General features: G+C 59.3%; 13 protein-coding genes, 1 other RNA gene and 1 pseudogene. 9 read left to right on the forward strand and 6 right to left on the reverse strand.

Translation table 11 applies throughout. From position 1 onward, the window contains the following. Nucleotides 1-281: 281 nt before the first annotated feature. Nucleotides 282-482, forward strand: a complete 201-nt coding sequence (locus tag ETC27_RS10075; protein ID WP_136254858.1) for a hypothetical protein — start codon at nucleotides 282-284, stop codon at nucleotides 480-482. Between the two features lie 175 nt (nucleotides 483-657). Here the strand turns inward: ETC27_RS10075 and rloA3 are convergent, their stop codons facing one another. Further along, nucleotides 658-1,209, reverse strand: a complete 552-nt coding sequence (gene rloA3 / locus ETC27_RS10080) for a retropepsin-like aspartic peptidase RloA3 (RefSeq protein ID WP_240724873.1) — start codon at nucleotides 1,207-1,209, stop codon at nucleotides 658-660. Between the two features lie 948 nt (nucleotides 1,210-2,157). Between rloA3 and ETC27_RS10085 the strand changes: the two genes are divergently transcribed. Continuing rightward, nucleotides 2,158-2,655, forward strand: a complete 498-nt coding sequence (locus ETC27_RS10085; RefSeq protein WP_136254859.1) for a YbjQ family protein — start codon at nucleotides 2,158-2,160, stop codon at nucleotides 2,653-2,655. Between the two features lie 763 nt (nucleotides 2,656-3,418). On the opposite strand, the gene ETC27_RS10090 is transcribed toward ETC27_RS10085, so the two are convergent. After that, nucleotides 3,419-3,982 (reverse strand): hypothetical protein, encoded by a 564-nt coding sequence (locus ETC27_RS10090; RefSeq protein WP_136254860.1) that lies wholly within the window; start codon nucleotides 3,980-3,982, stop codon nucleotides 3,419-3,421. Between the two features lie 135 nt (nucleotides 3,983-4,117). Here ETC27_RS10090 and ETC27_RS10095 point away from each other — a divergent pair. Then, nucleotides 4,118-5,050 (forward strand): annotated as a pseudogene (locus tag ETC27_RS10095) (IS30 family transposase); the annotation flags it as partial. Between the two features lie 140 nt (nucleotides 5,051-5,190). Here the strand turns inward: ETC27_RS10095 and ssrA are convergent. Continuing rightward, nucleotides 5,191-5,571, reverse strand: a transfer-messenger RNA (tmRNA) gene (gene ssrA, locus ETC27_RS10100). A 77-nt stretch (nucleotides 5,572-5,648) separates the two neighbouring features. After that, nucleotides 5,649-6,134, reverse strand: coding sequence for an SsrA-binding protein SmpB (gene smpB / locus ETC27_RS10105; protein ID WP_136254862.1), 486 nt, complete (start codon nucleotides 6,132-6,134; stop codon nucleotides 5,649-5,651). A 140-nt stretch (nucleotides 6,135-6,274) separates the two neighbouring features. On the opposite strand from smpB, the gene ETC27_RS10110 reads away from it, so the two are divergent. Next, entirely contained in the window at nucleotides 6,275-6,721 is a 447-nt protein-coding gene (locus ETC27_RS10110) for a type II toxin-antitoxin system RatA family toxin (protein WP_136254863.1), read from the forward strand. Next, nucleotides 6,708-7,031: an RnfH family protein gene (locus ETC27_RS10115; RefSeq protein ID WP_136254864.1), complete on the forward strand. Its 324-nt coding sequence runs from the start codon at nucleotides 6,708-6,710 to the stop codon at nucleotides 7,029-7,031. Before ETC27_RS10110 ends, ETC27_RS10115 begins: the two co-directional genes overlap by 14 nt. A 146-nt stretch (nucleotides 7,032-7,177) precedes the next feature. Here ETC27_RS10115 and ETC27_RS10120 read toward each other — a convergent pair whose 3' ends face one another. Further along, complete coding sequence (locus ETC27_RS10120) at nucleotides 7,178-7,615, reverse strand: outer membrane protein assembly factor BamE (RefSeq protein ID WP_136254865.1); 438 nt, start codon at nucleotides 7,613-7,615, stop codon at nucleotides 7,178-7,180. Nucleotides 7,616-7,687: 72 nt separating this feature from the next. On the opposite strand from ETC27_RS10120, the gene fur reads away from it, so the two are divergent. Next, nucleotides 7,688-8,134, forward strand: a complete 447-nt coding sequence (gene fur, locus ETC27_RS10125; protein WP_136254866.1) for a ferric iron uptake transcriptional regulator — start codon at nucleotides 7,688-7,690, stop codon at nucleotides 8,132-8,134. 144 nt (nucleotides 8,135-8,278) lie between these two features. Here fur and recN read toward each other — a convergent pair whose 3' ends face one another. After that, nucleotides 8,279-9,952 (reverse strand): DNA repair protein RecN, encoded by a 1,674-nt coding sequence (recN, locus tag ETC27_RS10130; protein ID WP_136254867.1) that lies wholly within the window; start codon nucleotides 9,950-9,952, stop codon nucleotides 8,279-8,281. A 221-nt stretch (nucleotides 9,953-10,173) separates the two neighbouring features. Here recN and grpE point away from each other — a divergent pair, with 221 nt between their 5' ends. The 3 genes from grpE to dnaJ all read left to right on the forward strand — a co-directional run bounded on the left by grpE (nucleotide 10,174) and on the right by dnaJ (nucleotide 14,105). Continuing rightward, nucleotides 10,174-10,764: a nucleotide exchange factor GrpE gene (gene grpE, locus ETC27_RS10135; RefSeq protein WP_136254868.1), complete on the forward strand. Its 591-nt coding sequence runs from the start codon at nucleotides 10,174-10,176 to the stop codon at nucleotides 10,762-10,764. Nucleotides 10,765-10,947: 183 nt separating this feature from the next. Further along, the gene (gene dnaK / locus ETC27_RS10140) at nucleotides 10,948-12,873 is read left to right on the forward strand and encodes a molecular chaperone DnaK (RefSeq protein WP_136254869.1); all 1,926 of its coding nucleotides are present in this window, start codon (nucleotides 10,948-10,950) and stop codon (nucleotides 12,871-12,873) included. 92 nt (nucleotides 12,874-12,965) lie between these two features. After that, nucleotides 12,966-14,105: a molecular chaperone DnaJ gene (gene dnaJ / locus ETC27_RS10145; RefSeq protein WP_136254870.1), complete on the forward strand. Its 1,140-nt coding sequence runs from the start codon at nucleotides 12,966-12,968 to the stop codon at nucleotides 14,103-14,105. The last annotated feature ends 182 nt before the right edge of the window (nucleotides 14,106-14,287 follow it).

Consider the following 14,287-nt stretch of genomic DNA (forward strand, 5'->3'; position numbering starts at 1 on the left):
GCCTCCATGTAATGGTGTGGATGATGGGGAGTAGGGCGCGCATCGGCGCGTTGTCAGGCATCACAGCATGCGACGATTGACGCCACAAGTTCTTGTCTGTCATGCCAGGGTCATGTTGTTTCGCTATAACAGCCGCTGAATCGGCGCGCTTAATGGCCTATTCTCGCACGACAAACCCGAGTTATACAGAGCTTGTACACCGTGTGTTAGATAGTGCGCTATATACTACCAGAAGTTGCAGGCGCAGGATGCGCCCGACCGGTAATCAGGAGATAAGCGGTATGTTGGAGGTTCGGCTAGAGCTGGAATGTTCGATCTGCGGTGCCCAGCACTTTCGAATTCCCACCCGCGATGAAGAGAGGGATATCGTGGTCTGCGCACGATGCCATAGCATCAAGTGCCGGGCAGATGACCTGGAATGGCGTATGGCCAAGGCCAGCGCGATGCGCCGTAGGTCGCGAGAGACCCTGCTGGCCAGCTGAATATTCAAGCACCGGGCGTCTGCTTGGCGCCCGGTGCTCGGCCTCTTGGTCAATGTCGACCACAAGAGGTTTCCCCCAGCCGTTTTGAGAAGCCGTTTTTGGCAAGCAAGCAGTACCTTGAGCAGTACCTTCGACCACCGGCTCGCGGGTGGTCTTTTCATGCCTGCCAGGTTCGCTATTTCTCGTCGGCGTAGGGCACCGTCTTGGAATCCTCGTCGCAACCAGGATCGCTGAGGAAGGTCTTGTCGACATCCAGCACGCCCAGATGGCTGATAGTGCGACGACCCAGCAGTAGCGGATAGTTCATCTTGCTGCGATTACGCAGGCTAAAGTCTTCCTCATAGCGGGTATCGCCCAGGCAGATGGTCATGATGACGGTCGGACGGCGCGAGGTGCCGCCGGCGCCGCGCAGTAGCAGATTGCGGTTCACCGGCCGTTCGAGGGCTTTTTCGAAGGTCTCGCCGGTTTCTTCATCTTCGAGCTCGAGCCGGAAGCGGACCCAGTCTTCGCCGTCTTTCTCGAAGCGCTCTATGTCGCGGGCATCCAGCGACGAAGTCAGGGCGCCGCTGTCGAGCTTGGCCTTCACTTCAACGCCCCAGGGCTCGATGTGTGCCTTTTCTACCCATCCAAAGACGGGTCGATCAGTCGTTTCCTCTGCCAGTGATGGCGTCAGGGTAGTCGTTGCCAGCAGCATGGCCAGCGGCAGATAGCGCATCAACGCAAACATCGAACCTCCTCGGCGTGGTGTAGACGCAAGTGAGAGCGGGGTAAACGCTGATGGTTCCACTGCTAGCGTCCGGGGGCAAGTATCGGTTGTCGTGAGCGAGCCGTTATCGCGTCATGGTGACGCATGAACGGAGTTAAGCCCGAGGGCGTGAAGCGTGCCGACACCGTTCTGGATTGAGGGCCCGCGGAAACGAAAAAGCCACTTGGCTGGGTAGCTTCTCTCGGGTGATGGTGAGAGCGGCGGAGTTGAGCCCGGGATTGTGAAGAGTGCCGACACCGTTCTGGATTGAGGGCCCGCGGAAACGAAAAAAGCCACCCGGTTGGGTGGCTTTTTTCTGATGATGGTGGAGGCGGCGTCCAAATAAAAGTTTCGGCATGATTATGATATTTGTGGTTATTAATGATTTTAGGCTTCTATTGTGCCCCCAAATATGCCCCCTTGGAGGCGTTTCTGCCCTCGTTTCTGAGCCCCCTGCCAATCCCTATTTTTCTCCACCTGGCTGCCAGCAGCGCCAGCCGTTGCTCGACCACTAATGCCTGACGGTGGTCGTCCGGCCTGTCCGGTTTGTCCGTACCGCGTCCAGGTGGCAACGCCGTTGCATTCGTCGCCCCGTTGCCCAGCCAGTGGCCAGGCCGATGTGGTGATACCGAACTGACGTTTTCTGAGTTAGCAGGGCGCTAGGGCGCGATCGGTTTCCTACCCTGCTGGTGCCTCGGTGCAATGATCCTGGCATCGCCCAGCCCTTCGGCGCTGCGGCAACCCTGAGAGTGTGACGCCTACCGCCCGCGTTCCGCACGGTTCGCCAGAAAGTCCCGGCTATCGCGTCACCCCGCTCTCGTCGAAGGAAAGGCAGACACGACCCCCGACGGTGCAGTTACCTTCCCGCCGTACCACAACCTGCTATATCCTGCGCTGGCAACTATTGAGCGCATACGCAGGGAGAGGGATATGGCTAAATGCGACATTTGCGGGACCAAAGTCCATTTCTTGGACACTCGATGCACCGACTGCATGGAGAAAAGAAATCAAGAGATACTCGCGAAACGAAACAAGCCCGATGAAAGTGAGGCCCGCCAGGAGGCGGAACAAGCAACGTTAGACCTCACAGTGACTACTGCGCAGTCGATCGAGAACCAGCGCGTTACCAAGACGATCGACATCGTGACAGCGGAGTGTGTGTTCGGTATGAACATATTCCGTGACTTGTTCGCTGGAATGTCTGATTTCTTCGGGGGGCGAAACAAGTCTTCACAGAAAGTGCTTCGTGATGCCCGTGTCACGTGCCTTAATGAATTGCGGAAGGAAGCTGTGGCCATTGGCGGCAATGCCGTGATCGCGGTGGATCTGGATTACAGTGAGTTCTCGGGTGGAGGCAAGTCGATGCTGTTCTTGGTTGCCAGCGGGACCGCAGTGGTCATCGAGCCTTTAGAGTCAGTTGTGGAGTGAGAGGTTATCCTACTGACTATCGAGCACGGTAGTTCCTACGCAATATTTTACTAACCTCGGGCTTTGCTTCCTCGAAGCCTTCTTCCAAGAATCCAGGTCCGCCATTCGGCGTCTCAGGTTACAGGTTTTATCAGGTCGGGCAGGCCGCGCCAGCCCGATCCGGTGATAGCATTTGTTAGCATGCTGGCGCCAATCATGGCCGGGCGACCTCAACACTCCTCAACATCCAGCCGGCTGCGTACCGATGGTGCGTACCGGGTGCGCACTGCTGCAAACCAGGGTGCGAACCGGCATCGACCTTAGCATTTCTTAGCATCAGCGAGCCCTACGCGCGTAGTGACCGGGGAAAACCTTCAAGGCTGCAATGGCCGTCCACTGCGTCCACTCTGTCCACCATGCGCGTGCGCGTACTGCTCTGAAAATCATCAGACACCAGGAGCAACTGCGGGCGGCCCTTTTAGGGGCCATCAAAATCATCAGACTGGCATCGTGCCAGCTCTCGTTCGACGGACTGCCTGACGAACCCAGCCCAGTTGCGGTGGCTATGAAACCGATCAATGGCCTCACCAGATCAGCATCGACACTCACTATAAGCCGTGAGCGCTTGGCAAACTGCCTGGGACTAATGCTCATTGTTCGACTTGCTCTGCGGTGTCGTGTGAAAGGTCGATAGCGGGCGTCTCAAGGGTAAGGTTCCGAAAGCCTGTCCAATTGATGAACGGCATAATTTCCAAGTCTATACCGTGACTTTCCAGCCAGGGGGTTAATTCAAATTCACCTTAACACCGTCCAAGACAATATGGCCGTACCCTTTGTCCCACTCGCTGTCATAGATTGAGTACTCCATGGTTTTATCTACAAAATCCCACTTTCCGCTGCCTTCGCGAGGGTCATACGTGGTACCGCTTATTACCAGACGACCGAACTCGCTCACTGCGACTCTTTTAATTCCCTGGAATATAAGGCCAGGAGATTGAATTCTGTAATTGACAAAGGGTGTTTCTGCGGCTCCGATTTCTACTACTGAAAGTTCCCAGCCGGTAGTCCCTGACCCTCCAAGACACAGCATATCTGTAAGCCAAACAACAGCAAACTGTTCTCCACGCTGGCCCAGAATATCCATGTCATCACTAGAATTTTCTTTAATCTTTACTGCGTGGAACTTTCGATCTTCCTCACTTGGCATGCAGGAGGACAGTTCACCAAAAGCTTCGACCTGAGCCTCTGCATCTTCTACTGTGAACGCGGTAGCGTGCTGCTGTGCCAGTGCCATAGAGCTGAACAATATAGGAACTGTGCAGACTGCTGATTTAATAGTATTTTTCATTATTTCATCCCTGATTTTCTTGCTTTCTATTGAAAAGCGGCTCTTCTAGCTCAGTATTTAAATTAGCACACCCTGCGGTCTCAATGACCAAGTGCAACACGTGACCCATCAGGTACGGTGTTGCCATGAACCACTGCTATCGCCCATCATCTGGGCCGTGCACCGAGTACCGTGTCGCGAGAAATCGCTCGCCACTCCATCAATGGCTACTATGCCAGCCTCGCAGGCTACCGGGCTCGCCTGACACGCTATCGGCCCCGTCGGCGTCCCAAGCTGCACCCCGACGGGGAGTTGTTTGAAGTCGTGGTCCATCTGCTGCGCAATTACTGGTCACCGCAACAGATAGCCCGCACACTGAAGCGCATGTCTCCCAACGATTCACGTCGACAGGTCTCGCACGAGGCCATCTACAACGCGCTCTATGTGATGCCCCGCGGTAGCCTCAAAAAGGAACTCATCGCCTGCCTGCGACAAGGCAACGGCAAACGCCGGCTACGAAGTCGTGGTACGGATCAGCGCAACCAGATTCCCGATCTGATCAGCATCCACGCGCGACCGCCTGAGGTCGAAGATCGTTTGATGCCTGGCCACTGGGAAGGCGATCTCATCATCGGCGCCATCAATCGCTCTGCCGTCGGTACGCTGGTGGAACGCACCACGCGATTGGTGATTCTGGCGAAAGTGGATGGCACCACCGCCACCGCAGCGGCCGTTGGCTTCAGCGACAAGCTAAACGAGGTGCCGCGATCGCTGCGCTTGTCCATGACCTACGATCAAGGCAGAGAGATGGTGAAACATGCCGAGATCACCCAGAAGGCCGGCACGGCGATCTACTTCGCTGACCCGCATAGCCCCTGGCAGCGAGGTTCGAACGAGAACACCAACGGGCTGTTGCGGCAGTATCTGCCCAAGGGCACGGATCTCTCCGTCTACAGCCAGGAAGATCTCGACGAGATCGCCGACTCACTGAACACACGGCCTCGCCAGACACTGGACTGGCGAACCCCACTGGAAGTCTACGCCGAGGTGCTCAAGAAATCCGTCGGCGGTCCGAACACCCTTCAATAGCGTTGCGCTTGGAACTTGAGACCGCCGGCTGTCACCTGCTTACAGGGCAGAACAGGCGCCAGCTACCACTTCAGGGGATGGCTAATAGGATGGCGCATAAACGAAAAAAGCCACCCGGTTGGGTGGCTTTTTTCTGATGATGGTGGAGGCGGCGGGAATTGAACCCGCGTCCGCCGACACGCGCTCTTCGGCTCTACATGCTTAGGTCCGTCATTTGATTTAGCGGGATTGGCTCCGACGGGCAGGATCCAATACCGCGATTCTTCTAAAGTTTGACGATTGGCAGGAAGACGCTACCAACCGCGATCCCATTATCTTTGGCTCTTATCCCGTCCGTCACGAATGGGCACGTAACTTCTGGGCCAGGCTAACAACTAACAGCTATTTAAGCTGCCAGTGCGCCCTGAGCGTAGTTGTCGTCGTTTGCGACTATTTAGTCGTGATGTTGGATTTACGAGATACATCACGCTCTCGGCATGCACCTAGGAGGTTGTCATCGGCGTCGAAGCCATGTCGCCCCCGTGGAACGTCTTCAGTTTAACAGGTGAGGCCATTGCTACGCCAGTTCAAGGTGTCGCCATGCCAAAAACAAGCTTTCCTACTTGGCGTCACGCATGATGCGCGCTTTCTGGCGATTCCAGTCACGCTCCTTCTCGGTGGCACGTTTGTCGTGCTGCTTCTTGCCCGTGACCAGCGCGAGCTCGCACTTGATCAGGCTGTCCTTCCAGTAGAGCTTGAGGGGAACACAGGTGTGGCCCTTGTCCTGGGTGCGCGAGAAGATCTTGGCGATTTCCTTGCGATGCAGGAGCAGCTTGCGGGTCCGTGTCGGATCGGCAAGTTCATGCGTGCTGATGGTGTTGAGTGGCGTGATGTGTGTGCCCAGCAGCCAAGCCTCGCCGTTCTTGATCAGAATGTAGGTGTCGGTGAGCTGAGCCTTGCCCGCACGCAGACTTTTCACTTCCCAGCCGGACAGGGCCAGGCCTGCCTCGAAGGTCTCATCGATGTGGTACTCGAAGCGCGCCTTCTTGTTCTGGGCGATGACGTTGCTGCTCGGGCCCTTGCCCTTGCCTTTCTTATTGGCCATGGAACCTCTGTCTCGATATGCCTCGGTGTTCGCTTCACTGCGTTGGATGGTAGGTGGGGGGAAGCGTGATACCATTCAAGGCCTGACGAATTAACCGCTCATGATACGCCCAAGCCCCTGTAAAGTCAGCGGAGAGGTAGATGCCAACGGTCAATCGGTCCGCCTTGGTGCGGCATTCCCCCCAGGCGATGTTCGACCTGGTTAATGATTTCGAACGTTACCCGGAATTCCTTCCGGGGTGTAGACGGGCGCGCCTTATCGAGTCTGATGCTGAGCATCTGATCGGTGAGCTGACGCTGGCCAAGGCCGGCGTCGAGCAGAGCTTTACCACCCGTAACGACCTTTACAGCCCGGACCGTATCGAGCTGTCGCTGGTGCAGGGGCCGTTCCGGCGCCTGCGCGGGCGCTGGCTGTTCACGCCGATGGGAGAAAATTCCTGCAAGGTCAGCCTGGAGATGGAGTTCGAGTTCTCCAACCGCTTGATAGGCATGGCTTTTGGCAAGCTCTTTCAGCAGGTGGCCGGACAGCTGGTCGATTCCTTCTCGCGCCGTGCGAACGAGCTCTATGGCGGCGATGGACGCTACTGAGGGCGGTGGGGCGATTCGGGTGGAAGTGGCGTATGCACTGCCGACACGCCAGAAAATCGTCGAACTTAACGTGCCGGCTGAGACCACCGCCCGCCAGGCGGTGGTCCTGGCCGAGCTCCCGCGGTACTTCCCCGAGCTGCCTGTGGAGACGTTTCTCGAGGCGGACCTGGGCATCTTCGGCAAGGCGCTGCGAGACCCCGAGAACCATACCCTGCGTGAGGGTGATCGGGTAGAAGTGTATCGGCCGCTGAAGATTGATCCCAAGGCCGCCAGGGCGGCGCGGGCGGCCAAGGCGGCGAAGTCGCGCTAAGGCGTTTGTTGCCCAGATCGGCTGTTGCGATGCGTGTGATAAGCGCATTCGCATGGCAATAGCCGAAATCCCCTGCTCTTCGCGCTCGCTGACACACGGTCATTCGTGTGCAGCGCGTGATGTACGACGCGAAGCTGACAACGATCCTATTCGATCGGCGTGGTGGCACTGGGCGAGTTCCCGGGGCGGAGCGTCGCCGCGTCGTCCTCGGGCATGCTGCTGGGTCCCATGCCCGGCTGAGCGGTGAAATCCAGTGCCTCATCGAAATCACCGCTCATGCTCATGTCAGCCAAGCGGTTATTCTCGAAACTCAAGGTCACGCGGCGCTTGTCGATACCGCCATAGGCCTTGTCGAGGCGGAACAGATAGTCCCACTCGTCGTCACTGAATGGTGCCTCGAGCAGCGGCGTGCCCATGATCGCCTTGACCTGGCTACGACTCATGCCGGTTTGCAACTGGCTTATGGCCTCTTCGGTGACCAGATTGCCCTGAACCAGGTCGCGCTTGTAAACGCTTAAATAGCTGCACCCGGTGACCAGCGTCAGGGACAGAGAAAGGGTGAGCATTTTCATCAACTTTTGCATTTGCGCCTATTCTTCACTATCGTGGATTCGGTCGATCATACCCGACCCTACACGTTACTGCGAAGAGCAACCATGGCCGACCAGAACCATGAACTGCGCAAAGTGGGCCTCAAGGTCACGCTACCGCGCGTCAAGATACTCCAGATCCTCGAGAATGCCTCTAATCAGCATCACCTGAGTGCCGAAGACGTCTACAAGGCGTTGCTGGATGCAGGTGAGGATGTAGGGCTTGCTACCGTCTATCGCGTACTGACTCAATTTGAGTCCGCGGGGTTGGTGGTGCGCCATAACTTCGATGGTGGCCACGCCGTTTTCGAACTATCCCATGACGAGCATCACGACCACATGGTTTGCCTGGAAAGTGGCGAAATCGTCGAGTTCTATGACGAGCAGATCGAGCGCCGCCAGCAGGAAATCGTCGATGAGCATGGTTATGAGCTGGTGGATCACGCCCTGGTGCTCTATGTGCGCCCGAAGGGCTCACAAGCAACACGTCAGGAAGGTGTTACCAAGAAGTAGCCCCTCACTCTGATACGACCGTATTCAAGACAACGCCGGCCTATGTGCCGGCGTTGTCGTGTCTGGTAGCGAAGCTGGAAGTATGGGCGAGCGCCCCAGGCGAGCGCTAATAGCCACCGACCTAGGGGCGGGAGGAGTTGCCGGCTAATGGTGCGGTCGCTGGCTGGCGTCGAGCATTTCCCGTGCGTGAGCCAGGGTGCGCTCGGAAAGGTTGACGCCGCCGAGCATGCGCGCCAATTCGCTGATGCGGCCCCCTTCATCGAGAAGCGCCATGCGGGTCTGGGTGTGATCGCGTTTGGCCTGCTTTTCGATATGCAGATGCTGGTGTGCCTGTGCGGCCACCTGAGGCAGGTGCGTCACTGTCATCACCTGGCCATTGGTGCCCAGGCGTTTGAGTAGCTGACCGACGATCTCGGCGGTAGCGCCGGAGATGCCCACGTCGACCTCGTCGAAGACCAGTGTGGGAATCGTCGAATGGCTGGCAGCCACCACCTGAATGGCCAGACTGATGCGTGATAGCTCGCCGCCGGAGGCGACCTTGGCAAGCGCTCGCGACGGCTGCCCCGGGTTGGCGCTGATCAAGAACTGCACGCGGTCGAGGCCATCAGGTGCGGGATTGGTGCGCTCCTCGATGGCGACCTCGAAACGCGCCTTGCCCATGGCCAGAAAAGCCAGCTGAGCCTGCACTTCCTTGCCGAAGCGTTTGGCCGCCTTGTGGCGTGCCTCGCTGACCTCCTTGGCCTCTGCCCGCCACTGCTCACGCAGTGCTTCGACCTCGGCGGTGAGCGCTTCGATATCGTGCTCGCCGCCATCCAGTCCCTCAAGCTCTTCGCGAAGGCGCTGGTGCAAAGCGGTTATTTCTTCGGGCATCACGTGGTGCTTGCGAGCGATGCGGTGCACTTCGCCGAGGCGGTTGTCGACCTGTGTCAGGCGTTCGGGGTCTAGCTCGGTGGCATCGGCAAAGCGGGCCAGCTCACGGGCTGCCTCTTCGATCTGAATGCGGGCGCTGTCGAGCATGCCCAGCGCCTCGGCCAGGGCACCCTTTTCGCTGCCGGGTAGCGGCGAAAGATGGCTCATGGCCTGGTTGAGCAGCGTCAGGGCGCCGCCTTCGTCGTTCTCGCAGCATTCGCTGGCGAACTGGCTCTCGCGGAGGTGTTCTTCGGCATGGGCAAGGCGCTCCTGTTCGTCCTCGAGTTGGGCGAGCTCGCCCTCGGCCAATGCCAGTTGATCGAGTTCCTCGACCTGATAGCGCAGCAACTGGCGGCGGGCCTGAATCTCGTCGCCATCCTCGGCGAGCCGCTTCAGTTGCCGGCGGCTCGCTTGCCAGGCCTTGAACGTCTCGGCCAGCTGGGTCACGGCAGGGCGGTGGCCGGCGAAGTCGTCGAGTAGGCGCAGATGGGTATCCTCGTTCAACAGCGCCTGATGGGCATGCTGGCCGTGGATCTCTATCAGATGCTCGCCGAGTGACTTCAGATCGGCGATGGTGGCCGGTTGGCCGTTGATCCAGGCCTTGGAGCGGCCGCTCCTGGTGATCACCCGACGCAGCAGGCAGTCATCGGCGGGAAGTTCACGGGACTCAAGCCAGTGGCTTGCGGCGGGTAGAGCGGCAATATCGAAACGCGCGCTCAGGTCGGCGCGTTCGGCCCCGTGGCGGACACTGCCGGTATCGGCACGTTCGCCGAGGCATAGCCCCAGGGCGCCGAGTAGGATCGACTTGCCGGCGCCAGTCTCGCCGGTGATGGCGGTCATGCCGCCCCGAAGCTCCAGGTCGAGTCGATCGACGATAGCAAAATCCTGAATGGCAAGCTGCACCAGCATGGCTGTCTCCCGCCCGTGAAGGGTATGTCCCGCTGTTTCGCATCATGGTCTGTTCGTTTATACAGTAGTCTAATCCCCGCTTCAATTGCCAACGCAAACGCCGTTACGCCATGCCTTGAGTTCGCGGTGACCATCCCCATATAGGCGGGAGTTCACTCATAAGTTGACTCATTCAGCTGCCAGGGCGGCCGTTAGCCGCCTTCCGACGTCAGGAGATGCTCATGGCTAAAGAACCTCAGACGCCATCACAGGAAGACGAGTCCGATCGCAGCACGCTCGAGACAGAAGTCCACGACACTGTCGAGACCATCGAGCGCGAGAGCGAGGCTGACGAGAACGCCGAGGCCGATATGTTGGCCGCGAAGGTCGAAGAGCTCGAAGAGAGCCTGCAAGAAGCCAAGGACCAGCAGCTGCGTGCTGCCGCCGAAGCGCAGAACGTGCGCCGCCGCGCCGAGCAGGACGTGGAGAAGGCGCGCAAGTTCGCGCTGGAAAAGTTCGTCAAGGAACTGCTACCGGTGATCGACAGCCTCGAGAAGGCGCTGGAAGCCATGGAAGATGGCGCCAGCGATACGCACCGCGAGGGCGTGTCGATGACGTTGAAGATGCAGCAGGACGTGCTTGCCAAGTTCGGTGTGGAGGCCGTCGACCCGGAGGGTGAGCCGTTTGACCCGCAGTATCACGAGGCGCTGACCATGGTGCCGTCGCCCGATGTCGAGCCCAACTCCGTCATCGAGGTGATGCAGAAGGGCTATCTGCTCAATGGTCGCCTGGTGCGCCCGGCGATGGTGGTGGTCAGCCAGGCCGCGAACTGAGGTCAGGCAGGCGCATCCATTAGTGATGCGCCATTCATGCACGCCATCAACCGTGCATGACAGCAATTCGGAAAACGTCGTTAAAAAAGGGCTTGAAAAGATGCCAGGGGCCCCCACATAGACGACAACCCCGCGGCATTCGCCGCGAGCAACGATTCAAAGCAACGACTTCGAGGATTTCCTATGGGACGCATCATCGGTATTGACCTGGGGACAACCAACTCCTGTGTCGCCGTTCTCGACGGCGACAGCGCCAAAGTTATCGAGAACGCCGAAGGTGGCCGCACCACGCCGTCCATCATCGCCTACACCGATGACGGCGAGACACTGGTGGGCCAGGCGGCCAAGCGCCAGGCGGTCACAAACCCGGAAAACACCCTGTACGCCATCAAGCGCCTGATCGGCCGTCGCTTCAAGGACGATGTCGTCCAGAAGGACGTGAAGATGGTGCCTTACACCATTACCGAAGCCGACAATGGCGACGCCTGGGTGCAGGTCAAGGACAAGAAGCTGGCACCGCCGCAGGTCAGCGCTGAAGTCCTGATGAAGATGAAGAAGACCGCCGAGGAATATCTTGGCGAAGAAGTGACCGAAGCGGTCATCACCGTGCCGGCTTACTTCAACGACTCTCAGCGTCAGGCTACCAAGGACGCGGGTCGCATCGCCGGCCTCGAGGTCAAGCGCATCATCAACGAGCCGACCGCGGCGGCGCTGGCCTACGGCATGGACAAGTCGCGCGGCGACAAGACCATCGCGGTCTATGACCTGGGTGGCGGTACTTTCGATATCTCCATCATCGAAGTGGCCGACGTCGACGGCGAGACCCAGTTCGAAGTGCTTGCCACCAACGGCGACACCTTCCTGGGCGGCGAAGACTTCGACATGACGCTGATCAACTATCTCGTCGATCAGTTCAAGTCCGATAGCGGCATCGACCTGTCCGGCGACAAGCTGGCCATGCAGCGCCTCAAGGAAGCTGCCGAGAAGGCCAAGATCGAGCTGTCCAGCGCCCAGCAGACTGACGTCAATCTGCCCTACATCACCGCTGACAACACCGGTCCCAAGCACCTCAACGTCAAGGTGACCCGTGCCAAGCTCGAGTCGCTGGTCGAGGACCTGATCAAGCGCTCCATGGGCCCCTGCAAGACCGCGCTTTCCGATGCTGGCCTGTCCGCGTCCGATATCGACGACGTGATCCTGGTGGGCGGTCAGACCCGCATGCCGATGGTGCAGAAGCAGGTCGCCGAATTCTTCGGTAAGGATGCCCGCAAGGACGTCAACCCGGACGAAGCCGTGGCCGTGGGTGCTGCCATCCAGGGCGGCGTGCTGGGCGGTGACGTCAAGGACGTGCTGCTGCTCGACGTGACGCCGCTGACGCTGGGTATCGAAACCCTGGGTGGCGTGATGACGCCGTTGATCGAGAAGAACTCGACCATCCCGACCAAGAAGACGCAAACCTTCTCTACCGCGGATGACAACCAGACGGCCGTGACCATCCACGTCCAGCAGGGCGAGCGCAAGCAGTCCAGCGGTAACAAGTCGCTGGGTCGCTTCGACCTGGCCGACATTCCGCCGGCGCCGCGTGGCGTGCCGCAGATCGAGGTCGCCTTCGACCTGGACGCCAACGGCATCCTCAACGTGTCCGCCAAGGACAAGGCCACCGGCAAGGAACAGTCGATCGTCATCAAGGCGTCCAGTGGCCTGTCCGACGAAGAAGTCGAGCAGATGGTTCAGGACGCTGAGTCTCACGCCGAAGAAGACAAGAAGTTCGAGGAGCTGGTCCAGTTGCGCAACCAGGCCGACGGCATGGTTCACGCAGCCAAGAAGACCATCGAAGAAGCCGGCGACAAGGCCAGCGACGACGAGAAGCAGAAGATCGAAACGGCCATCGCCGAGCTGGAAGAAGCGTCCAAGGGCGACGATCAGGAAGACATCCAGGCCAAACTGGATGCGCTGACCGAAGCCTCCGGTGCTCTTGCTCAGAAGATGTACGCCGAGCAGGCCGAAGGCGAACAGGCTGAGGCTGGCGCCGAGGCGAGTGCCAAGCAGGAAGATGACGTGGTCGACGCCGAGTACGAAGAAGTCAACGACGACCAGAAAAAGCAGTAAACCACGACATCTGAATGACGGATGACGCCAGCGCGGGAGCCTGACTCCCGCGTTGGTGTTTCCGCACTGTCGCTACGGAGGCGGACAGACCCATGTCCAAACGTGATTACTATGAAGTTCTGGGCATCGAGCGCGGGGCTGACCAGAAAGAGGTCAAGAAAGCCTATCGACGCCTCGCCCAGAAGTTTCACCCGGACCGCAATCCGGATGATGAGACCGCACAGCAGAAGTTTCAGGAAGTGTCCGAGGCCTATGAGGTCCTGAGCGATTCCGAGAAACGTGAAGCCTATGACCAGTTTGGTCATGCCGGTGTCGATGGCCAAGCCGGCGGCGGTGGCTTCGGCGGCGGCGGCGCTGGTGGCTTCAGCGATATCTTCGGCGATGTCTTCGGTGACATCTTCGGTGGCGGCGGTGGTCGGCGCCATCCGAATGCCCCGCAGCGTGGCTCCGACCTGCGCTATAACCTCGAGCTTGATCTTGAGGACGCGGTGGCCGGCACCTCGGTCGATATTCGCGTACCGCGCCACGTCGAGTGTGGCCGCTGTGACGGCGGCGGGGCCGAGCCCGGCTCCACCAAGGAGACCTGCCCGACCTGCGCCGGCCAAGGCCAGGTGCGCATGCAGCAGGGCTTCTTCGCCGTGCAACAGACGTGCCCGACCTGTCATGGCAGCGGTCAGCAGATCAAGGTGCCGTGCCACGAGTGTCATGGCGAAGGGCGCGTACGCGAGACGCGTACCCTCTCGGTGAAGATTCCGGCCGGCGTCGATACCGGCGATCGCATTCGCCTCAATGCCGAGGGCGAATCCGGCATTAACGGTGGCCCGCCCGGGGATCTCTACGTGCAGGTGGCGATCAAGCCGCACAAGATCTTCCGTCGCGAGGGTCGCGATCTGCAGTGCGATGTGCCGATCAACTTCGTTGACGCCGCCCTGGGCGGTGAACTCGAGGTGCCGACGCTGAATGGCCGGGTCAAGCTGAAGATTCCCGCCGAGACCCAGACCGGCAGACTCTTCCGCATGCGCGGCAAGGGCGTCAAGCCGGTACGCGGCGGTCCTCCCGGCGACCTGCTGTGCAAGGTCGTACTGGAAACGCCGGTCAAGCTCAGCGATGAGCAGAAGGACTTGTTGCGTCAGTTCCAGGACAGCCTGGAAGGCAGCAAGAGTCATCACTCGCCGAAGAAGACCAGCTTCTTCGACGGCGTGAAGAAGTTCTTCGAGGACATGAAGCCGTAACGCGGCTTGCTTCCCCGAATGGTCAAGGCCCCGCGCTCCGCAAGGAGGCGGGGCCTTGTTGTGTCCGGCCTTACCTCAACAGGCGCCATGCGCCAGTGAAGTCGAGCGGGGCTGGCTGGTGTTATCTGATGTCGGTGCCGGGTCTCGATTGGCCATCAGTTGTCGCGTGGAGATGGGAATCA

Source organism: Onishia niordana (assembly GCF_004798965.1).
GTDB classification, from domain to species: domain Bacteria; phylum Pseudomonadota; class Gammaproteobacteria; order Pseudomonadales; family Halomonadaceae; genus Onishia; species Onishia niordana.

Excerpts from the sequence above, each read along its gene's own strand:
- recN (WP_136254867.1), bottom strand. The coding sequence starts at position 9,952 with ATGCTGGTGCAGCTTGCCATTCAGGATTTTGCTATCGTCGATCGACTC.
- ETC27_RS10120 (WP_136254865.1), bottom strand. The coding sequence starts at position 7,615 with ATGCAAAAGTTGATGAAAATGCTCACCCTTTCTCTGTCCCTGACGCTG.
- ETC27_RS10110 (WP_136254863.1), top strand. The coding sequence starts at position 6,275 with ATGCCAACGGTCAATCGGTCCGCCTTGGTGCGGCATTCCCCCCAGGCG.
- ETC27_RS10115 (WP_136254864.1), top strand. The coding sequence starts at position 6,708 with ATGGACGCTACTGAGGGCGGTGGGGCGATTCGGGTGGAAGTGGCGTAT.
- smpB (WP_136254862.1), bottom strand. The coding sequence starts at position 6,134 with ATGGCCAATAAGAAAGGCAAGGGCAAGGGCCCGAGCAGCAACGTCATC.
- rloA3 (WP_240724873.1), bottom strand. The coding sequence starts at position 1,209 with ATGTTTGCGTTGATGCGCTATCTGCCGCTGGCCATGCTGCTGGCAACG.
- ETC27_RS10085 (WP_136254859.1), top strand. The coding sequence starts at position 2,158 with ATGGCTAAATGCGACATTTGCGGGACCAAAGTCCATTTCTTGGACACT.
- dnaK (WP_136254869.1), top strand. The coding sequence starts at position 10,948 with ATGGGACGCATCATCGGTATTGACCTGGGGACAACCAACTCCTGTGTC.
- ETC27_RS10075 (WP_136254858.1), top strand. The coding sequence starts at position 282 with ATGTTGGAGGTTCGGCTAGAGCTGGAATGTTCGATCTGCGGTGCCCAG.
- ETC27_RS10090 (WP_136254860.1), bottom strand. The coding sequence starts at position 3,982 with ATGAAAAATACTATTAAATCAGCAGTCTGCACAGTTCCTATATTGTTC.
- grpE (WP_136254868.1), top strand. The coding sequence starts at position 10,174 with ATGGCTAAAGAACCTCAGACGCCATCACAGGAAGACGAGTCCGATCGC.
- fur (WP_136254866.1), top strand. The coding sequence starts at position 7,688 with ATGGCCGACCAGAACCATGAACTGCGCAAAGTGGGCCTCAAGGTCACG.
- dnaJ (WP_136254870.1), top strand. The coding sequence starts at position 12,966 with ATGTCCAAACGTGATTACTATGAAGTTCTGGGCATCGAGCGCGGGGCT.